The organism is Mycobacterium attenuatum, from assembly GCF_900566085.1.
Classification (GTDB): domain Bacteria; phylum Actinomycetota; class Actinomycetes; order Mycobacteriales; family Mycobacteriaceae; genus Mycobacterium; species Mycobacterium attenuatum.
Genome location: NZ_UPHT01000082.1, coordinates 1 through 20,389, shown reverse-complemented (window position 1 = coordinate 20,389; position 20,389 = coordinate 1). Strand labels below are relative to the sequence as shown.

General features: G+C 65.8%; 19 protein-coding genes. 12 read left to right on the top strand and 7 right to left on the bottom strand.

Annotation, left to right across the window (positions count from 1 at the left end; translation table 11 throughout):
- Positions 1 to 7 precede the first annotated feature (7 nt).
- Genes EET13_RS13965 through EET13_RS13950 form a run of 4 tightly spaced genes read left to right on the top strand, consistent with a single transcriptional unit; the run spans position 8 to position 5,489 of the window.
- Positions 8 to 880: an enoyl-CoA hydratase-related protein gene (locus tag EET13_RS13965; protein WP_122442856.1), complete on the top strand. Its 873-nt coding sequence runs from the start codon at positions 8 to 10 to the stop codon at positions 878 to 880.
- A 28-nt stretch (positions 881 to 908) separates the two neighbouring features.
- Positions 909 to 2,426: an acyl-CoA synthetase gene (locus tag EET13_RS13960; protein ID WP_122442855.1), complete on the top strand. Its 1,518-nt coding sequence runs from the start codon at positions 909 to 911 to the stop codon at positions 2,424 to 2,426.
- 13 nt (positions 2,427 to 2,439) lie between these two features.
- Positions 2,440 to 3,810, top strand: a complete 1,371-nt coding sequence (locus EET13_RS13955; protein ID WP_122442854.1) for an aromatic ring-hydroxylating oxygenase subunit alpha — start codon at positions 2,440 to 2,442, stop codon at positions 3,808 to 3,810.
- Positions 3,807 to 5,489: an FAD-binding protein gene (locus tag EET13_RS13950; protein WP_122442853.1), complete on the top strand. Its 1,683-nt coding sequence runs from the start codon at positions 3,807 to 3,809 to the stop codon at positions 5,487 to 5,489. Before EET13_RS13955 ends, EET13_RS13950 begins: the two co-directional genes overlap by 4 nt.
- Before the next feature lie 38 nt (positions 5,490 to 5,527).
- Here EET13_RS13950 and EET13_RS13945 read toward each other — a convergent pair whose 3' ends face one another.
- The 4 genes from EET13_RS13945 to EET13_RS13930 all read right to left on the bottom strand — a co-directional run bounded on the left by EET13_RS13945 (position 5,528) and on the right by EET13_RS13930 (position 9,161).
- Complete coding sequence (locus tag EET13_RS13945; protein ID WP_122442852.1) at positions 5,528 to 6,370, bottom strand: enoyl-CoA hydratase-related protein; 843 nt, start codon at positions 6,368 to 6,370, stop codon at positions 5,528 to 5,530.
- A 40-nt stretch (positions 6,371 to 6,410) separates the two neighbouring features.
- The gene (locus EET13_RS13940) at positions 6,411 to 7,574 is read right to left on the bottom strand and encodes an acyl-CoA dehydrogenase family protein (protein WP_122442851.1); all 1,164 of its coding nucleotides are present in this window, start codon (positions 7,572 to 7,574) and stop codon (positions 6,411 to 6,413) included.
- Positions 7,575 to 7,869: 295 nt separating this feature from the next.
- On the bottom strand, positions 7,870 to 8,415 hold the full coding sequence (locus EET13_RS13935; protein WP_122442850.1) for a class I SAM-dependent methyltransferase: 546 nt from the start codon (positions 8,413 to 8,415) through the stop codon (positions 7,870 to 7,872).
- A gap of 107 nt (positions 8,416 to 8,522) precedes the next feature.
- Positions 8,523 to 9,161, bottom strand: coding sequence for a TetR/AcrR family transcriptional regulator (locus EET13_RS13930; protein WP_122442849.1), 639 nt, complete (start codon positions 9,159 to 9,161; stop codon positions 8,523 to 8,525).
- Between the two features lie 445 nt (positions 9,162 to 9,606).
- On the opposite strand from EET13_RS13930, the gene EET13_RS13925 reads away from it, so the two are divergent.
- From EET13_RS13925 to EET13_RS13900, 6 genes are all read left to right on the top strand, one after another.
- Complete coding sequence (locus EET13_RS13925) at positions 9,607 to 10,029, top strand: hypothetical protein (protein ID WP_211186433.1); 423 nt, start codon at positions 9,607 to 9,609, stop codon at positions 10,027 to 10,029.
- A gap of 104 nt (positions 10,030 to 10,133) precedes the next feature.
- On the top strand, positions 10,134 to 11,306 hold the full coding sequence (locus tag EET13_RS13920; protein ID WP_023374090.1) for a cytochrome P450: 1,173 nt from the start codon (positions 10,134 to 10,136) through the stop codon (positions 11,304 to 11,306).
- The gene (locus EET13_RS13915; protein ID WP_122442847.1) at positions 11,303 to 11,497 is read left to right on the top strand and encodes a ferredoxin; all 195 of its coding nucleotides are present in this window, start codon (positions 11,303 to 11,305) and stop codon (positions 11,495 to 11,497) included. Before EET13_RS13920 ends, EET13_RS13915 begins: the two co-directional genes overlap by 4 nt.
- A 227-nt stretch (positions 11,498 to 11,724) precedes the next feature.
- Positions 11,725 to 12,513 carry a heavy metal-binding domain-containing protein gene (locus EET13_RS13910; RefSeq protein ID WP_023374086.1) on the top strand — a complete coding sequence of 263 codons (789 nt, stop codon included), beginning with the start codon at positions 11,725 to 11,727 and terminating at the stop codon, positions 12,511 to 12,513.
- Positions 12,513 to 12,896, top strand: coding sequence for a DUF5073 family protein (locus EET13_RS13905; protein ID WP_023374083.1), 384 nt, complete (start codon positions 12,513 to 12,515; stop codon positions 12,894 to 12,896). Before EET13_RS13910 ends, EET13_RS13905 begins: the two co-directional genes overlap by 1 nt.
- Positions 12,897 to 12,978: 82 nt before the next feature.
- The gene (locus EET13_RS13900; protein ID WP_122442846.1) at positions 12,979 to 14,055 is read left to right on the top strand and encodes a hypothetical protein; all 1,077 of its coding nucleotides are present in this window, start codon (positions 12,979 to 12,981) and stop codon (positions 14,053 to 14,055) included.
- Positions 14,056 to 14,127: 72 nt separating this feature from the next.
- On the opposite strand, the gene EET13_RS13895 is transcribed toward EET13_RS13900, so the two are convergent.
- Entirely contained in the window at positions 14,128 to 15,252 is a 1,125-nt protein-coding gene (locus EET13_RS13895; protein WP_122442863.1) for a sulfite oxidase, read from the bottom strand.
- Positions 15,253 to 15,547: 295 nt separating this feature from the next.
- On the opposite strand from EET13_RS13895, the gene EET13_RS13890 reads away from it, so the two are divergent.
- Entirely contained in the window at positions 15,548 to 16,420 is an 873-nt protein-coding gene (locus tag EET13_RS13890; protein WP_122442845.1) for a DUF4344 domain-containing metallopeptidase, read from the top strand.
- A gap of 126 nt (positions 16,421 to 16,546) precedes the next feature.
- On the top strand, positions 16,547 to 17,698 hold the full coding sequence (locus EET13_RS13885; RefSeq protein WP_122442844.1) for a glycosyltransferase: 1,152 nt from the start codon (positions 16,547 to 16,549) through the stop codon (positions 17,696 to 17,698).
- A gap of 45 nt (positions 17,699 to 17,743) precedes the next feature.
- Here EET13_RS13885 and EET13_RS13880 read toward each other — a convergent pair whose 3' ends face one another.
- Both EET13_RS13880 and EET13_RS13875 read right to left on the bottom strand, forming a co-directional pair.
- Positions 17,744 to 17,986 carry a hypothetical protein gene (locus EET13_RS13880; protein WP_122442843.1) on the bottom strand — a complete coding sequence of 81 codons (243 nt, stop codon included), beginning with the start codon at positions 17,984 to 17,986 and terminating at the stop codon, positions 17,744 to 17,746.
- Positions 17,987 to 18,112: 126 nt separating this feature from the next.
- Positions 18,113 to 19,348, bottom strand: coding sequence for an FAD-dependent oxidoreductase (locus EET13_RS13875; protein WP_211189069.1), 1,236 nt, complete (start codon positions 19,346 to 19,348; stop codon positions 18,113 to 18,115).
- Between the last annotated feature and the right edge of the window lie 1,041 nt (positions 19,349 to 20,389).

Genomic DNA, 20,389 nt, shown 5'->3' with positions numbered 1-20,389 from the left:
AGAAGTCATGGACCTCAAGGAAACTCGCGAACGCATCATCTACGAGAAGACCGGCGCGATAGCGCGGGTCACGCTGAACTGGCCGGAGAAGGCCAACGCCCAGGACCAGAAACTCGCCGAGGAGGTCGACGCCGCGCTGGCCGACGCCGACCGCGATTACGACATCAAAGTGCTGATCCTCAAGGCCAACGGCAAGGGTTTCTGCTCCGGACACGCCATCGGCAACAACGCGGTCGACTATCCGGCGTTCGTCGAGGGCGCCAAGGTCATGGGCACACCGTGGAAGCCGCAGTCCGACCTGTTCGTCAAGCCGGTGCTCAATTTATGGGAGTTCGCCAAACCGACGATCGCCCAGGTCCACGGCTACTGCGTCGGCGGGGGCACCCATTACGGGTTGACCACCGATATCGTGATCGCCGCCGAGGACGCCTACTTTCAGTACCCGCCGCTGCAGGGCTTCGGCATGCCGTCGGGCGAATGCTCGATCGAGCCGTGGGTGTTCATGAATTGGCGGCGGGCGTCGTATTACCTGTACCTGAACGAAGTCATCGACGCGCAGAAGGCGCTGGCGGTGGGTCTGGTCAACGAGGTGGTCCCGCGCGATCAGCTCGATGCCCGGGTGGAGGCGATCGCCCGGCATATCGCGCAGGCTCCGCTGACGACACTGTTGGCGACCAAGGCCAACATCAAACGCGCCTGGGAGCTGATGGGCATGCGGGTGCATTGGCAAAGCTCCAACGACCTGGTGGCACTGGCGTCGATCAGCGCCGACGTACAGGCCCTGGTGCAGCAGGTGCTGAAGGGCAAGATCAAACCCGCCGAGATGGCGCGCCGCCAGGCGGCCGCGGCCGAGTCGACTGACGGCACCTCGGCAACGTAGTACCGTTGGGGCGCAGGGTGTTACGCCGATGAACCTGACCGACCACGCCAGCACTGCAGCACCGGCACTTGTCGTGGGGGACGGGCCGGTCATCTCGTATGCGCAGTTGCATGCCCGCAGCCGCCGCGTTGCCGCGCTGCTGCACGAAGCGGGGTTGCGGCGCGGCGACGGTGTGGCCCTGCTGCTGCCGAACCGTCCAGAGTTTCTCGAAATCACCTGGGGCTGCCAGCTTTCCGGGCTTTACTACACGCCGGTCAACACCCACCTCACCTTCGACGAAGTGGCCTACGTCGTCGACGACTGCGAGGCCCGGGCGGTGTTCGTCGACTCCGCCTTCGCCGACCTGGCCGGCAAATTGGCGGATAGGAGCCGCGTACTGATTTGCGTCGGCGGGTCGTTACCCGGCTGGCGTTCCTACCTTGACGCGCTGGCCGGCGCCGGCGCGAATTTCCCGGCGTCCGACGGGAGCGAGATGCTGTATTCGTCGGGTACCACCGGCCGACCCAAGGCGGTACGCCGCCCACTGCCGACCGCCAACGGCTCCTGGGCTCAGGCGGTTCTGGAGATGGCGCTGACGCAGCGCTACCGGATGAGCCCGGCCAGCGTGTACCTGTTCCCCGCGCCGCTGTATCACGCCGCCGGGGTGAACTACGCCATAGCGGTCCACCGCGTCGGGGCCGCGGCGGTCATCATGGGCAAGTTCGACGCCGAGACGGTGCTGCGGCTGATCGAGACCCATCGGGTCACCCACGCCCAGTTCGTGCCGACGATGTTCGTGCGCATGCTCAAACTGCCCGAGAAGGTGCGGCGGGCGTATGACGTTTCCAGCCTGCAGTGTGTGCTCCACGCGGCCGCTCCGTGCCCGGTGGATGTCAAGCACCAGATGATGGCCTGGTTCGGGCCGATCATCTACGAATACTACGGGGGCACAGAGGGATTCGCCAGAACCACGATCGGCCCGCAGGAGTGGCTGGCCCACCCGGGTTCGGTCGGCAAACCATTGAGCCCGGTGCATGTCCTCGGCGACGACGGAACCGAGCTTCCCGTCGGGCACTGCGACGAGCTCTATTTCGAGGGCGGCCCGCCGTTCGAGTACTTCAAAGATCCGGTCAAGACCGCGTCGGCGTGCAACGACCGCGGTTGGCGTTCACTGGGCGACATGGGCCATGTGGACCAGGACGGATACCTCTACCTCACCGACCGCTCGACGTTCATGATTGTCTCGGGCGGGGTCAACATCTATCCGCAGGAGGCGGAGAACCTATTGGTCATGCACCCCAAGCTCGTCGACGCCGCGGTGTTCGGCGTTCCCAACGACGAGTTCGGTGAGGAGGTCAAGGCCGTGGTGCAACCCGCGGACGGGGTCCGGGCCGGACCCGACCTCGAGGCCGAGCTCATCGACTACTGCCGAGCACACCTGGCGTCGTACAAGTGCCCGCGCAGCATCGACTTCATCGCGCAGCTGCCCCGCGACCCCAACGGCAAGTTGTACAAAAGGCGCATCGGCGAACGTTATTGGCAAGGCCGCGCGTCGCGAATCGGATGAGCGAGGAAGCCAGATGGTGAACATCGAGGTGAACTGGACACCGCTGCCGGTGCCCTGGGCGGTCCAGACCGCCGACCGAATCCCCAAGCAGCGCTACTACGACGCCGAGTTCTACGCGCTGGAGGCCGAGAAGTTCTGGCCGCGCGTCTGGCAGATGGCCTGCCGGCTCGAAGAGATCCCCAAGCCGGGCGACTTCGTGGAGTACCAAATCCTCGACGAATCGATCATCGTGGTGCGGGTGGATACCGACAACGTGCGGGCCTACCACAACGCCTGCCGGCATCGCGGGGTAAAGCTGGTGGAGGGCAACGGATCCCGGCGCACCTTCGTGTGCCCCTTCCATGGCTGGTGCTGGGCCATCGACGGACGCAACACCTATGTAGCCCGGCCGGAGGTGTTCGGCGAGCACAATCTGTGCCCGCAGGATCTTGAGCTGGTGTCGGTCCGGTGCGAACTGTGGGGCGGGTGCGCGTGGATCAACCTCGACGACGCAGCGCCCGCGTTGCGTGCCTGCCTGGAGCCCTTCGCCTCGATCTACGACGCCTGGAAGGTCGAATCGCTGCGCACTGAGTGGTGGCAGTCCTGTCTACTGCCGGTGAACTGGAAGCTGGCCACCGCAGCGTTCATGGAGGGCTATCACGTGCCGCAGACCCATCCGCAGCTGCTGCCGTCGGCGCAGACCACGGGTTCGCCCGCCACACACCCAGTCATCGCCGCCAGCCTGTATTTCATGCGAACGCTCGGCTCCGGGATGGGCGGCATGACTCACGACAACGACATCCGCATCGCCGAAGGACTTCAGAACATCGAGTTACCAGCCGATCCCGCCGAGGCGATGGCGGCCTGGCGCAACCGGCTCAACGACGCCGTCGTCGCCTGGCATCGCGCGCGGGGATGCGATATCCCCGACCTCAACGAGTTGGCGCGCCGCGGCATAGTCGACGCGATCGGGTTCGCCTTCCCCCATTATTTTCTGTTGCCGCAATACAGCAGCGCCTCGTCGTACCGGATCCGCCCGCTGGGGCCGGAGGAGACACTGTTCGAAATCTGGTCGCTGACCCGGATCCCGCCTGACCAGGTCACCGGCAAACCGAGACTGCCGGAGCCCAAGGCGCCGGACGACCCGAGCTGGCCACCGATTCCCGCGCAGGACTTCTCCAACCTGCCCAGGCAGCAGAAAGGTCTGCACTCCAAGGGTTTCGAGTACATGCGGTTGTCGAATCAGATCGAAGGGCTGATCTCCAACTTCGAGCGCGTCGTCGACGGCTTCCTGGCCGGGCTGCCCCATGACAAGCTGGTGCCCGCGATTACGCAGACCAACACGACCATCGACGTGCCGATCTCCGATTTGGGCTTCGCCGCAGGCGTTTCGGCCGTCCAATGAGCACCCGGTGGGACCACTCGGTCGACCTGCTGATCGCCGGAAGCGGCGGGGGCGGCATGGTGGCCGGACTCGTCGCGCTCGAGCATGGGCTCGAGCCGCTCATCGTCGAAAAGCAGGCCCTGGTCGGCGGTTCGACGGGGCTGTCCGGCGGCATCGTCTGGCTGCCGAACAACCCGTTGATGCGGGCCGAGGGTATCGCCGACACCTACGAAGACGGGCTTGCCTACCTGGCCGACGTGGTCGGTGACGTCGGCGCGGCGTCTTCGGCCGCCCGCCGGGAGATGTTCCTCACCGCAGGCTACGAGATGATCGATTTCCTTATCCGCAAAGGGATTCGGCTGATCCGGTGCGCCGGCTGGAGCGACTACTACCCGAATCATCGGGGCGGTAACGCAGCCGGCCGTGCTGTCGAAGGAATTCCCTTCGACGCCGCCCAGTTGGGTTCCTGGAGCGGCCGGCTGCAGCCGCCGCTAGCCAAGAACTACGGGTATGTGGTGCTGACCAACGAGTTGCGCTCGGTACAGTACTTCAACCGGTCCCCGAGCGCCTTCGCGGCAGCGGCCCGGGTGTTTCTGCGCACCCGCGCAGCGCGGATGCGCGGCCGCCAAATCCTGACCAACGGGGCATCATTGGTCTGCCAGATGCTCAAGGTGCTGCTCGACCTCAGCGACAGGCGGCCGCCGTTGTGGACCGACGCCGCCATGGAGGATCTGGTTGTCGAGGACGGCCGGGTCGTCGGGGCACGCGTCATCCACGGCGGTATTCCGTTGCGCATCGAGGCGCGTAAGGGAGTTCTGTTGGCTGCCGGCGGTTTTGGCCACAACACCGAGATGCGACGGCGATACAGTGGCGATCAGCCCAACGACGGCAAATGGTCGATTGCCAACGCCGGTGACACCGGCGAGGTTCTGCAGGCCGCCATTCGGCTGGGCGCGAAAACCGACCTGCTCGACGAGGCGTGGTGGCTTCCTTCGGTGTTCATTTCCAATGGCGGTGCGGCCGCGGCATCACTGGGCTCCGGACGACAGCGACCGGGAGCCTTCTACGTCGACTCCGCCGGCCGCCGATTCTGCAACGAGTCGAACTCCTACGTCGAAGTCGGCAAGGCCATGTACGCCGCCAAGGCGATACCGTGCTGGATGGTCTTCGACCACGGCTACGTCCGCCGATACGTCACGGGCACCAACCCGCTCAACCGGCGCCTGCCACCCGACTTCGTCGACAGCGGAGCCGTTCAGCGCGGCGACACCATCGCCGACCTGGCCCGCCGCATCGGTGTGCCCGCCGACACGCTGACCCGAACGACCCAGCGGTTCAACCACTTTGCGGCCCAAGGTGTGGATCCCGACTTCGGGCGCGGTCAGTCGGCCTACAACACCTGTCTCGGCGATCCCGGATATCGGCCCAACACGGCCCTCGGCCCGCTCAACCGCGCGCCTTACTACGCAACCAGAGTGTTCCCGGCGGACGTCGGCACCTGCGGAGGTGTGCTCACCAACGAATACGCCCAGGTGCTCGACGAGCATGACCGGGTGATCGAGGGCCTCTACGCCACCGGCAACACGACCGCGTCAGTGATGGGCCGAACGTATCCGGGCGCCGGGGCGAGCATCGCGAGTTCCATGGTGTTCGGCTACGTCGCCGCCCGGCACGCCGCCCACCACCTGCGCTCAGCGTGACGCTATCGTCACGCTCGGCTGCGAATGTGACTGCAGCGTCACGGTGGCGGCATGTAGGAATCAGCGACGAAATCGCGCGGCGTCATTCCCGACTGCCTCAGTTCGGCCCGGCGCGCCTGCACATCGGATGCGGCGCCGACCATGTTGGTCAGGATGTGACTGACCTGCAAATGCACCCGCATACCCATCAGTTCCCAGGCCCGCTTCACGTTGTTCTTCACCGCCATCAGCGTGGTCAGCGGAATTTGGGCGATCTTGGCGGCCATGTCCTCGACGGTGGCCTCCAGGTCTTCGCGGGGCACCACCCTGTTGAGCAGCCCCCAGTCGAGGGCCTGCTGCGCCGACAGCGTCGGCGCCAGCAGCAACCAGTCCATGGTGCGGTGCCAGTTCATCAGCAACCACGGCTCGATCATGGTGTGCCCGCCAGGCTCTCCCAGGCTTTGGGCAAGCGGCATCTGGAAATACGCGTCCTCGGAGGCGACACAGAAGTCGGTCAACAGGCCCAGATAGATGCCGCCGCCCATGCAGTAGCCGTGGATCTGGGAGATCGTCGGCTTGGGGAACTCCCACAGATACAGCGTGGGCCACAGAAACAAGTCGGCGGTGCCCTTGTACAGGTCCTCGAAGGTATTCCCGAAGTCAGGGTAGGGGTTTTCCTCCGGATCCCAACGCGCCACGTGCCCGCCGCAAAAGCCCTTGCCGTTGGCCTTGAGGATGACGACTTTGATCTCTTTATCGCGGTCGGCCTCGTGCAGGCAGGCATCGACCTCGGTGACCAGGACCGCATCCTTGGTGTTGGCCTTGTCGACCCGATTCAGGATGATCCGCGCAATCGGCGGTTCGCGTTCGTAGATGATCGCTTCGAGGACGCGCCGTTCCATGCTGGTGACAGTACCGGACGCGTGAACAGTCGAGCGTCGCCTAGAGCGAACGACTGATGATCTCTTTCATGATTTCGCTTGTGCCGCCGTAGATTTTGGTCACCCGTGCGGCCGCATAGGCGCGCGCGATGGGGTATTCCATCATGTAGCCGTAGCCACCGAAGAACTGCAGGCACCGATCGACGATGTCGACAGCTTTGTCCGCGGCGATCAGCTTGGCCATCGACGCCGTGGCCGGGTCGTTGTTACCGTCGATGTACTGCTGGACGCAGTGGTCGACGGTTGTCTTGATCGACAGCGTCTCGGCCTTGAGTTGCGCCAGCTCAAATCTGCTGTGCTGGAACTTGATCAGTGGGCGCCCGAATGCCTCCCGCTGCCTGGTGTAGCGGATAGCCTCGAGCACCGCGCATTCGGCCAGCCCGGCGCACTGCGAGGCGATGATCAGGCGCTCACGGGCCAACTGCTCCATCAGCTGGTAGAAGCCCAGACCTTCGTTGTCGCCGAGCAGGTTCGCGGCGGGCACCCGCATGTCCGAGAAGAACAACTCGCGAGTGTCCTGACCATGCTGGCCGATCTTTTCCAGGACCCGACCGCGCTCGAAGCCGTGCAGATTCTCGTCGGTTTCGGCGACGATCAGGGAAACTCCGGCGGCGCCGGCGGCCGAATCCGTCTTGGTGACGATGATCAGCAAGTCACAGTGAGTTCCGTTGGAAATGAAAGTCTTCGAACCGTTGATCACATAGTGTGAGCCGTCGCGGACGGCGGTGGTGCGGATCCCCTGCAGGTCGGAGCCCGCACCGGGCTCGGTCATCGCGATCGCCAGCACGGCGTCGCCGCTGATGACCCTGGGCAGCCAGCGTTGCTTCTGTTCCTCAGTGCCGTAGGTGTTGAGGTAATGCGCTGCGATCGGCGAGTGCACTGCCCAGCCCGACGACGTGTCGTGCGCCAGTGCCTGTTCTTCGGCGAACACTGCGGAATAACCGAAGTCGCCACCGGCACCGCCGAACCGCTCGGGCAGGTCCAGCCCGAGCAAACCCGCGTCGCCCAGCTTGTTCCAATACTCACGATCGACCTGATGCTCGCGAGCCCAGCGTTCCTGGTTGGGGGTGGACTCCTTCAGCAGGAACTCGGCCGCGTACTTACGCAACTCGCGATGCTGATCGGTTTCCCAGCTGGCCCGGTAGGCCGGGAAAAGCTCGGACATAACTGCCCCCTGATGGTGCTCTGCGCAATATCAGTTCAGGTTCGCACAGTTTTCGTTCGCTGGCGGTGAATTCATCAAAATGCCCCGTGTGCTCGCGAGGTGCCGCTGGATATCGTTGCAGCCGGCGACATCTGACCCGGCAGCTCCCGCCGTCCGGGATCGGTGCCGCCGACCCCGCCACCGACGCGGGACCCAGCACCGGAATGTGCGCTCCGCGTGCTAACGGCATTGCGGCACCGGGGTTTTGGTGGATCCGGCCGCGCCGATGCGGCGTCAGCACCGCAGGGCGGGACGGTTAGGTCCGCGCCAGCACCCAGGCCTCGCCCTGACCCTCGCCGGCGGCAATCATGTGCAATTCGGCAAACGCCGCGCGGAGCTGGCCGCGCCCGGCGCGGAAAGGCCCCGCGGCGGCATCGACCTCGCTCAGCACCGCAACGGCCAACAACCCGCCGGGTACCAATCGCTTGACTATCGGCTGGTACAGGCGACGATTTAGGAATTTATGGCAGACGAGCACGTCAACGGGCGGCCCGGGCGGTAACCCCGGCTCAAGATCGACAACGTCGAACCGACAGCGATCGGCGACCCCGCAACGCTCGGCCAGATCCCGTGCTTGCTCGATCGCTACCGGGGAGATGTCCACTCCCCACACCTGCAACCCCCGGCGGGCCAACCAGACAGCGCCCTGCCCTTGGCCGCAGGCCAGGTCGAGAGCCTTTCCCGCAGTGGGGAATACGTCCGTGTAACCAGCGAAGGCACTGGGCGGTCCGACAGCGGCGTCCGCTGGCGCTCCCAAGTCGGTGTAACGCTCGTCCCAGCGGCGGCGATCCTGCTCGGCCACAACCGTTTACACCCGCCCGGTGCCCATATAGCCTGGCGCACCGGACTTCCCGACGGTCCGCTCTGGTCGCGGGCGACAGCAAAATGCCCGCAAGGGTGTCGACACTCTTAGGAAAGGCATTGTGCCCCAGCATTTCCCAGATACGCAACGATGGCGTTAGTCAACCCGCGGCGTGCCTGGTCGAGGTCGGAGTAGGTGCCCAACTGTCTTTCGGAGGTGATACCGCGCATGGCTCCCGGGATGAACGCGGCGACCTCACGTAGCCGGTCGGGATCCACATTCAGGTCCGCGAATGCCTTCTGGCAGGCCGTCGCCCAGCTTTGGTGCCAGGACGCCAGTTCGGCAGCGGTTCGGGGATAGTTCCGCTCGAGTTCGGCACGGTTGTTGGGCAGTGCGCGGCGAAGCGTCTCGATCGCCCGGGAGTCGCTGGAGATCAGCCCCTCGTACAGGGTGTCGATGATGACCGAGACCCGCTCGTGCAGCGGACCGCCGGAGACGGCATTCGACGGCAACTCCCCGCGTCGCTGCGCGGTGCGGTGCAGCACTGCGGCCCAGAACCCGTCGATGTCGCCGAATTGGTACTTCACCGCGCCCCAGGTCGCGCCGCTGTCCTTGGCTATGCGATTGGCCGACGCGGCTGCGGGGTCCCCGGAGGCCAGCGACCGTATCGCGGCCTCGAGCATGCTTTCGCGCGTGGCCAGGCCCCGCTTGTTGGCACGCCGCCCCGCTACGCCCGCCTCAGCCATTCCTGCGATGTTAGCGGCTGCGCTCACCGCGCGGCTAGCACCGCACGCCAGCGAATTCGCACCGGCTCGAGGTGCGCTGTGGCCAGCGGCCTTGGCGTCGCGGAATTGCAAACACGTTGCCGTTGAGGCGATTTGGTCCTTCGACGCTCCCAGGTGCAAGGTTGCTGGAAGGTGGGCAGCGCCGGGGTATCCGACGTCCGTCGTCGACGCCACGGTCGATACCGGCCCCGGTGACCGGCCCCAACCCGGGAGCGCCAACTGACCGCTCAGCGCCTATAGTCCTGCTCGGATCACGTAACCGGTTCACGACCGGCCGAGGGCGTCACGGTTGCCGCTTTCCGTTCTGGCCCGGTATGCGCTGCCGGCGGTCAGTGCCCGAAGGAGGAATGCAGTGTCGGGTCTGCGAGAGCTTGCGTTGGGCAGTGCGCCCGTCTTCGGCGGTGTCATGCTGGCCGTTGCGGCCGGGCAATTCAAGGGCACCGACTTTCGCGGCCAGCTCAAGCAGGACATGGACCTGCTCGACCGGCTACCCGCCGACGCCCCGCAACGCGCCGATCTGGAACGCACGATCAACGAACGCATCGGTGATCTGGTGGACGCCGCCGACCGGAGTCGCGCGCTGCGTAAAGCCGCAATGTCCTACCAGGGCAACTGGCGCGACATCGTACTGCTGCTGTGCGCGTTGCTGTTCACGATCATCTGGTGGGAAGTCAGCCACAGCCGCAGCAACTGGCTGCCCACGTTCATCCTGCTGATCGTGCTGTCGGTGGTGGCTGCCGCTTACACGGTGCGCGGCGCGGTGCGCAGCGCCATGTCACTGGCCCGCAAACGCCACCGCGGCCGGTCACACGAACCGGCTTCCGGGTGAGCACGCCAGCGCCGAAACCATAACATCGGTAAGTTACGTATTTTTGCAATATAAAGGGTCGGCAGGCATTGCCCTGCTCCCGGCGGCGGTGCCACGCTATCTGCATGACAGAAACCGAGGGGTATGTCGACCAGGCGGTGACCGGCATCGCCGAACCACAGCCCATGTACAAGGCACTGCGCGAGTCGACTCCGGTGTTCCGGGCGCCGCAGGCGGTGGTGCTGAGCCGGCTCGCCGACATCGAGATGGCGCTCAAACGCACCGACCTGTTCTCCTCCAACATGGATGCCGTCGATCTCGGCAACCTGCGGCCGCTGATCCCGCTGCAAATCGACCCGCCCGAACACGCCAAGTACCGCCGTATCCTCGATCCGCTGTTCACTCCCCGGGAGATGGCGCGGCGCGAACCCTACGTCACCGAGCTGGTCAACGAAATGATCGACCGGTTCGCCGCCCGGGGCGAATGCGACTTCCATGCCGAGTTCGCGGTGCCGCTGCCGTGCACCGTCTTCCTGCAGCTGCTGGGCCTTCCCCTAGAAGACCTCGACAAATTCCTGGAATGGAAGGACGGCGTGATCCGGCCCGCGGGCTCCACCGGCTACGACGACCGCCACGACGCTTCGGCGGGCGTAGCGCAACAGATCTACGAATACTTCGACCGCGCCATCGACGACCACGTCGCCAACCCGCGCGACGACGTGCTGTCCGCGATGATCGCGGCGCAGATCGCCGGCGAACCGCTGTCCCGCGAGGAGCTGCTCGACATCTGCTTCCTGTTCTTGATCGCGGGCCTGGACACGGTCACCGACTCGCTCGACTGCTTCTTCGTCTACCTGGCCCGACACCCCGAGCATCGTCGTCAACTCATCGAGCAGCCCGACATCTTGCCGCATGCGGTCGAGGAGCTGTTGCGCTGGGAGACTCCGGTACCCGGCGTCGCCCGGGTGGCTATGCGAGACGTCGAAGTGGGGGGCTGCCCGATCAGCAAGGGCGAACGGGTCAGCCCGTTGCTCGGCGCGGCCAACACCGACCCGGCGGAGTTCCCCGATCCCGAACTGGTGGACTTCACCCGCAACCCGAACCGGCACCGCGCCTTCGGCGGCGGTCCGCACCGGTGCCTCGGCTCCCACCTGGCGCGCATGGAGCTGCGGGTGGCGTTGCGCGAATTCCACCGCCGCATCCCGGATTACGAGATCAAGCCCGGCACCCAGCTGGTCTACACCGCTGCCCTGCGCTCGGTGCAAGCACTGCCCCTGACGTTCCCGGTGGCCCTATGACGCGCGTTTCGGTCGATCCTGATCGCTGCACCGGCCATGGACGCTGCTACACCCTGGCGCCCGGCGTCTTCGATGCCGACGAGGTAGGACATTCCATCGTGCGGGTCGCGGCGGTCTCGGGCGAACTGGAGCGGCAGGCGGTGACGGGCGCCGAAAACTGCCCGGAACGGGCGATCACGCTGTCTCGTTGACCGCCGGCGCGGGCGGTTACCGAATCACCTGCGGTATAAGACATTACGGCGGGAACCGACCCCGCATGCCGTCGCCGGCCGACCCGGCGGCTGTGGCCGGATCGCGGCCGGACACCGCCACCACGCGGGATCACCGGCCGGCGCGGGAGCAACGGAGGCCGGATATCGCCGACGCTGGCGCGGGACTCGTCGTACGCTGACGCAAACCACAGAAGGGACACTCGCACATGCAACCAGGCTCGCTCGACCCGGTGGCCAGCGACCGTTTGTCGCACGCCGAAAAGTCATTCACGTCCGACTTGTCGATCAACGAGTTCGCGCTGTTGCACGGCGCCGGGTTCGAACCCATCGAGCTGGTGATGGGTGTCTCGGTCTATCACGTCGGCTTCCAGTTCAGCGGCATGCGCCAGCAACAGGAATTGGGCGTCCTCACCGAGGCGACCTATCGCGCGCGCTGGAATGCGATGGCGCGCATGCAGGCCGAAGCCGACGCGCTCAAGGCGGACGGGATCGTCGGGGTCCGGCTCAACTGGCGTCATCACGGTGAAGGCGGCGAGCATCTGGAGTTCATGGCGGTCGGCACGGCGGTGCGCTACACCGCCAAGCCCGGGGCATTTCGGCGTCCCAACGGGCAAGCATTCTCCAGCCACCTGTCCGGGCAGGACATGGTGACGCTGCTGCGGTCGGGCTTCAGCCCGGTGGCGTTCGTGATGGGCAACTGCGTGTTCCACATCGCCGTGCAGGGGTTCATGCAGACGCTGAAACAGATCGGCCGCAATATGGAGATGCCGCAGTGGACCCAGGGCAACTACCAAGCTCGAGAACTGGCGATGTCGCGTATGCAAAGCGAAGCGGAACGAGACGGCGCGACCGGTGTCGTGGGGGTGCATTTCGCGATCTCCAACTATGCGTGGGGCCTGCACACGGTCGAGTACTACACGGCCGGGACGGCCGTACGCCGCACCGGCAGCGGGGAAACCATCACGCCGTCGTTCGTGTTGCCCATGGATAACTGATGACCCATTTCGACGCGGAGCAGGTGAGCCGAACCATCGGCGCCGCGCTCGCCGGCCCCGGCGGAGTCGCGTTGGTGGTCAACGTTTTCGCCAACCTTCCGGGGGTGATTCACACCGCCGCACGGCGTGGCCTGTTCCGATCGAACCCGGAACGAATCCAGATCGGTGATTGGCGCTATGAGGTCGCCCACGACGGTCGCCTGCTGGCCGCACACATGGTGAACGGCATCGTCATCGCCGAGGACATCCTGGCCGCCGACGCCGTCGGTCCGCACGTCTCGCGCGCGCTGGGACAGATCGTCAGCCGGTACGGGCCCACGGTCATCCCGAACATCAACGCGGCGGTGGAGATCCTGGGCACCAGTACCGGCTATCGGTACTGATCCGCCCGCGTCGCCCAGCGGATCGGTTGTGATCAGTGAAATGCCCCTTTCGGCGATTCCGGAGTAGATAGGGTGCCCGGTCATGGGCGTTTTGCGGTTTCTTTGGCAACGCGTGCTGGCCTTCGACCGAATCGGCTCCCGCATTCCGCAGCTGATCCAGGTCTGGTTGCTGGAACTGTTCTTCGTCATGCCATTGACCTTCTTCATCGGCAAAGTCATCGACATCCATGGCGCCTTCGGGGTGCCCGGCACCGGCGAGCGGCTCGACGCGACATTCTGGGGAGCCCTGGTGGTCGCGCTCGTCTTCGGATTCTTGTTCGTGCGTTCCCTCGTGAAACCGCGGATCGCCCAAGGTTCGTGGACGCCGACGGTCCACGCCAACGTCGGAACGCTCACCGTCTACGGCGGAAACCGGGCCTGGACGGTGACCTATCCCTACCTGACCAGCCACCCGTCGTATGCACTGCTGCTGCTGTTGACGGCACCGATCCCCGGTGTCATGGTCGCGGTGACAGTCAACCAAGGCGACAGCACCTTCTACTTCCGGGCGTGCGGGATTGCCGGGCTGATCATCCTTGCCTGCATGGCGCTGGCGCGGATTTTGGCCTGGTATGTATTCCGCGTCGGCCGCCGCCGGCTGGACGAGCAACTGCGGGGCCTGCCGATCTCGCCGCGCCGGCTCGGCTGGGAAGTCGCCTGGAAACCGGTGCTGGTTCTGGTGGTACTGATGTATGCGATCGTGTGCATCCCGCTCGGTGCCATGTGGATGAAGGAGCAGCGCACCATCGCCGCGTTGCCCGTCGTCAGTGTTGCCGATGCGCAGTATCCGGGCCAATATCGGCGCGTGACAGGCAAAGTGGCGTCTGAGCCCGTCTACTGGGCGCCGCAGGGAACCGGCCGAGGCGGCAACAACTATGCCGGCGCGGGCATTCTGGTGACGCTGCCGACCGGCGGTGAGGCGTTGCTGCTCGCCGATTCGATGGCGGTGCCGGATTTCAAGGGCGTGATGGCCCACGTCCACCACGGCGAACTCAGTGCCACCGGCAAGGTGATCGACGCCGTGACCGCGACCCAACGCAGGTACTACGGATTCAACGAAAACGCCTTTCCCGCAACGGCTTCCGGTGGGCGAGTTATGTTGTTGCTGTCAGAGCCCTGAGCAGAAGGAGCCGCGGCCACGCCGGCCAGGAGGCTCATCCGACGACGGCCACAACGGCGCACCGGTGCCGAGTTAGCGCACAGTGCATGCGGTGCTGGCCCAGGCATTGTTGCCGTAGCCACCCGGATTCCACAGCGACACCGGCGACTGCGGCTGCAACGCCCCGGTGTCGTCCCACGCGCGGGCGGTGACGTGCAACGGACCGGGCTCGACCTCGACAATCGACGACCATGGCCGCCACGACCACCTGCTAGGCGCGGGGTGCAGCTCGGCTTGGCGCCAGGTGCGCCCGCGGTCGAGCGATACGTCGACACGCGCGACGCCGTGACCATCGCCGGCGATGCCGTAGCCGCGGATGGCGAGGGCACCGGCGCCGACTTCGGCACCGTCGACGGGGTGCAGAATGTCGCAGTTGAGCGCCAACGTCGACAGCGAAATGCCTTCTCCGGCAGCGGTGGTCCGCAGATCTGCCTCGGGGGGCAGGATCCGGTAGTCAAGCGCCTGGAAGTAGTTCTCCGACGGGCCGGGCTGCACGGTGACCGCGCTGACCCACTTGACACTGCGGGCGCCGATGTAGCCCGGCACCACCACCCGGACCGGGCCGCCGTGCGCAGCCGGCAACGGTTCGGAATTCATCTGCCATGCCAACAGCACTTCGGCCGACATCGCCTTGCCCAACGGGATGGAACCGCCGTAGGTCTGGACCGGCCGGGCCTCCGGAGCCACGTCGGGAGCCTCGAAGGCGACATGCAGACCATCTTGGACGTGGGTCCGGGCCGCACCGAGAACGTCGGCCAGGCGCACCCCACGCCACTGTGCAGTGGAGATCGCGCCGCGCTGCCAGGGCTCCTTACCCGGGATCGACCGCACGCGCAGCAGCTCGGCGCGCCGGTTCCCCGCGCAGGCCAATGTCGCCACGACGCTGTGCTGCGGGAAATCACTGACCAGCTGCTCGTAGGTCAGCGTCAGCGGATTGCCCACGCACCCGCCGACCGTCAGGCACCACTGTGCGGGCGCTATTGCGGGGACACGCCCATGATTGCGGACGTAGAACGCAGCGGCTGAGGTGATGTCGCTGCCGGCCAGCTCTGTGACCGGCGGCTCAGCGTTGTAGGGCACGTCCGCATGCACGATCATGTCGGGACGTTTCCCCCATTCCGGGGTGGCGTCGGCGGCCATTGAGAGATCGTCCGCCATCACCCCGGTCGTGGTCCATCCGCCCGGCAATTTCAGAGCCCGCCCACGGCGACGAGCACCCCGGCGCCGCCAGTCGACGGGCATCGGTTTGGTGCCTGACGGCATGCCGATTGTCCGCAATTCGGTTGGCCGCCACCACAGGTCCCAGCGTTTGGGTTCAGCATCGCAAATCCGCATCCGGTTGGCTCCAGTGTCGTACCGTTCTCACAGATCTCACGCGGTTCAGCGAAAAGCCCGATGCGAGGTCACCTCAGCGTGAGACCGGGGGCTGCGCCGAAAGAAGGGGTTCACTGCGATGAATACACAGATGACCGCGCTGGCGGCACTCGCCGCGGTTTTGGTGGCTGCCGGGTGTAGCGGGTCCGGTAGCGACAAGGCTGCCGAAAACTCGCCGTCGGGACAGCGGTCGAGCCAGGCCTCGAACACATCCACGGCAACCGAGCCCGCCTCCTCGGGACGAATGAACCCCCGCTACGAAGACGCCGACACACCGGACGCACAGCAAGGCCGCCAGCTCATGACGGATGCGAAACTGCTGGAGGCACTCGGGCAGCAGGTCAACGACACTCTGAATCTGCCCCACGACGTGGGACTGGTCGGCAAACAATGCGGTGAGCCCAACGATTACTGGGACCCCAACACCAACGAGATAACGCTCTGCTACGAGGACATTCAGCAAAGCGAGCACAGGTTCGCCGACAACGCCAACTCCGATCCGGTGGTCGCCGCGGTTGACGCCACGACCTCGGGGTTCTATCACGAGCTCGGTCACGCCACCCTGGCCATCTACCAGCTTGCGTTCACCGGGCGCGAAGAAGACGTGGCCGACCAGCTCTCGGCGTTCATGCTGCTGGCTCCCGGCGCCGACGGAAAGCCCTATCCCAACGGTGTCCGGATCGCGACCAACACCGCCCAGGACTGGAAGTTGAGCGCCAAGGAGTCCGGCGACGCCAACGATCTCCCGTTCTGGGACGGGCACTCGATGGACATCACCCGCATGTACAACTGGGAGTGCTGGATCTACGGGTCGGACCCGGCGGCCAACGCCAACATGGTCGCCTCCGGCGACCTTCCGGAAGACCGCGCCGGCAATTGCGAGGAGGAATTCCAGAACATGTCCAAGGCGTGGCAACAGATGCTGGGGCCCCACCTCAAGAAGCCCAGCTGACTCCGGCAGCCGCGGTAATCCCGGCCGGTGTCTGGCCAGCCATCCTGAGCAGGAGTTCATCGGCCGTTCAGGCGCTGCTCGATCGGACCTCATGGACCGCACACGAGCGACCGTTTTTCTCACGGTATGCGCGTCGTGCAGGTCGCCAACTTCTACGGACCTCGTTCCGGTGGGCTCCGCACGGCCGTCGACCGGTTGGGATCGGAATACTGCGCAGGTGGCCACCAGGTATTTCTCATCGTTCCCGGCGCCCATGCCACCCATAGTCGGCTGAGCACCGGCGTCGTACGAATCACCTTGCCGGCCAAGCTGATTCCATTCACCGGAGGTTATCGCGCGGTGCTGCCCGCACCGGTGCGAGCGTTGCTGGAAACGCTGCGGCCCGACGCCTTGGAGGTCTCCGACCGCCTCACGCTGCGGTCACTGGGCCGCTGGGGACGCGACCGTGGCGTGACGACGGTCATGATCTCCCACGAACGCCTCGATCGCTTTGCGGGCCATCTGCTTCCGCGACGCACGGCCGAGGCATTCGCCGACGCGGCGAACCGACGAACCGCCGCCGACTACGACACGGTGGTGTGTACCACCGCCTTCGCGCGGGCAGAATTCGACCGCATCGGCGCGACGAACGTCGCCACTGTCCCGCTGGGTGTCGATCTACACACCTTCCACCCCCGTCGGCGTAGCGCCCTGGTACGACAACGCTTTGCCGCACCGGCGCAGCTCTTGCTGGTCCACTGCGGCCGGCTGTCGGTGGAAAAGCGTGCCGATCGCAGCATCGGCGCGGTCGCCGCATTGTGTGACTCGGGTGTCGACGCCCGCCTGGTCGTCGTCGGCGAGGGCCCGTTGCGCGCCAGGCTGCAACGGCAGGCCGCCGGTCTACCCGTCACCTTCACCGGTTTCATCTCCGACCGCCACACCGTCGCCACCCTGCTGGCCTGCGCCGATGTGACGCTGGCGCCCGGGCCACACGAAACCTTCGGGCTGGCCGCGCTGGAATCACTGGCCTGCGGCACTCCTGTGGTGGTGTCGCGAACGTCGGCGCTTGCCGAAATCATCACCACGGACAGCGGCGCATCAGCCGGCAACAGCCCCGCCGCCATCGCGGCGGCCGTCAGCAGCCTCGTCGACAGGCCCGAGCACGTACGTCGTAGCTGCGCAAGGCGCCGCGCCGAAACGTTCACCTGGCAGCAGGCCGCCGCGGGCATGCTGGCCGCTCTCGGTGCCGGCGGCCGATCTGCTTCTCAGGTGGCGTGTGGTCAACGTAAAACTGGCTGATGGAGCCTGCTCCACCGGCCGGACCTGGCATTCACTGCACCAAAGTCAGCTGCACGGCAACCCGTGCGGACCCCCGATCCAGTGACCGGGCGGCGCCTGCCAAGGACAGACTTGCTGCACCTGCCCAGGCGGTACGGGGTTGACGATGCCCCGATCATCGATATGCGGGCCCGGCGGAATCCACGGCTCCACGGGGTCAGCCTGCGCGACAGCACCCCCGACTCCGAGCGCGGCTCCCCCTAACACTGCGGCGATGACGGCTTTCCCGGCGAGCTTCGTCGCGATCATCGTGTCGCCCCTTCTTCGGTCGCTGTGGACACTACATCAGCGACTCCGGTGACTCCCATCCAGTAAGTATCCTCGACACGGCGTTGTCAAACGCCCGGTATCGCGGGCTTCAGGGCGCGTCGAGGGTCAGCCGTGGGTGTCGCCGGACCGGCGGCGGGCGAAGGCCGGGGCATGCTCGGGTCGAACCCCGACGCCCACGAAGTAGGCGGGCACCATCGCGAGCCACGGCAGCTTGTCCACCACCGCGAGCAGCGTCGCCGGCGGGGTCGGGTCCTTGCCGCCAAGCAGCGGGCCCACCAGCATCCGGTGTAAAACCCGTTGCACCGTTTGGGTGACCACGGTGGGAAATAGCCGGCGGCGCCGCACCGCGGCCAGGTCGCGACCGGTAACCCGGTGGCGCAGCAGGGGTTTGGCCAAGATGGTCGCCGCGGCGACGGCATCCTGCACGGCCAAGTTGATCCCGACGCCACCCAGCGGGGACATCGCATGCGCAGCGTCGCCGATGCACAGCAACCCATCGGTGTGCCAGCGCCGCAGCCGGTTCACCTTCACGTCGAGATGCTTGATCTCGTCCATGGACGGCAGCGCTGCCGCCGAGTCGGCGGCCTCGGGAACCAGCGCCGCGACATCGCGGCGGAAGGCCTCGATGCCGCGCGCCCGCAACGCGGCGTCGCCGCCCTTGGGCCCCAGGTAGGCGATCTGGAAGTACCCCTGGCGGGGTATCACCACCAAGGCCTTGCCCGGTCCAAACCGCGGCAGCAATGAGAACTGCGCCGTGTCCTCGTGTGGCAGCTTGAACCACCACACGTCGAACTCCACCGGATAGTCGCGGGCACGGAGCCCGGCCTGCTGGCGGGCCATTGACCAGCGACCGTCGCACGCCACGGTCAGCTCCGCCCGTAACTCACCGGGACCGTCGGGCCCCCGGTAACGCACTCCGACCACCCGGCCTCCCTCGCGCAGCAGCCCGGTGGCTTCGGTCTTCATGCGCAATGTGAAGGTCGGCTCGGCCTGAGCCGCCTCGGCGAGCAGGTTGAGCAGGTCCCATTGCGGCACCATCGCGATGTAGGGGTGGGGTTGTCGCAGTCGCTCGAAGTCGACGTAGGTCACCGAATGCCCGCCAGAATCGAGAGTGGCCTTGCGAACCTCGCTGAAGGGCAACGCCGCGAAACGCTCCCACAACCCCAGCTCGTCGAGTAGCCGCAGCGTCGTCGGATGCACCGTGTCGCCACGGAAATCCCGGAGAAAGTCGCCGTGCTTCTCCACCAGGGTGACCTGCACCCCTGCGCGGGCCAGCAGCAGCCCGAGCACCATGCCGGCCGGGCCGCCGCCGATGATCGCGCACGTAGTTGTCTCAGACATCAGCGCAAGCATATGGGCGACGCATCCTCCGCGCGAAGCCCCACGAGCCCCAATGCACGGTCAAACCCGGCCGACGTGACGAACCCCGGACTGAGGGTGGCCGATCAAAGCGTCACCAAAATTTATCGATAGTGCCTATGATTTCATAACTGTAATTTATCAGTATATTATTGACCCCGGTAACTGTACTGTTGTATAGTCGGCTCACGTCACCCCTTGGTAGATATTCAATGACGATATTCCGCGCACCGAGCGTCTCACCGGCGCACCAGGCCTCTGCCTAACAGAAAGCGCGCGGATGCAGCCAATTCGTAATGGCCTATACATCGGGAGAATTCACCGATACTGCGCTTGCGATGGCATCATCGCGAAAAGGACGCCGAGATGAAGACCAGGCACACATTGACCCGATTCCTCTTCGCCGGTGCGCTCGGCATGGCCGCGCTGGGCACGGGGGCGGGCTCGGCACAAGCGGACCCGACCTCGCCGCCCCCGGCTCCACCGGCAGAATCGGAGACACCCGCACCTCCGGACCCGTCGGATTCGCCTCCGCCGCCACATTCGTGGCCTCCGTGCGGAATGGGTGGTCAATGCTCTCCGAGATGTTGGCCGCCATGGGAACCGCCGCCGGCGCCGGGGGAACCGACGCCTACGTTCCCCAACCCATGGCCCCCATTCGGTTTGGGCGGCACAAAGTTCGAGCCGTGCCCCGCGCCGCCGCCACCACCACCGGGAGAACCTTATCCATCGCCGCCTCCCGCACCGCCTGCTTGGCCGCCGTGCGGAACGGGTGGTGAATGCTTCCCGGGTGGTCTACCACCGGGCTGGTACTAAACCTCGATCCACGGATGGATTGGGTTCGTTTCGGGTGTCGAGATGAGGAAAGTGCCTTTTGACCTGGGATGATTGGAGTTTCCAGACAACAATCGTCCAGCTCAAGAAAGGCACTTTCGGTGAGAGTGTGTCACAGGTTCGCGCCCTCGTCGGCGGTGTTCGATGATGACAATCTCGTGTCGTGTGCTGGTTTGGTGCCGGTGATGA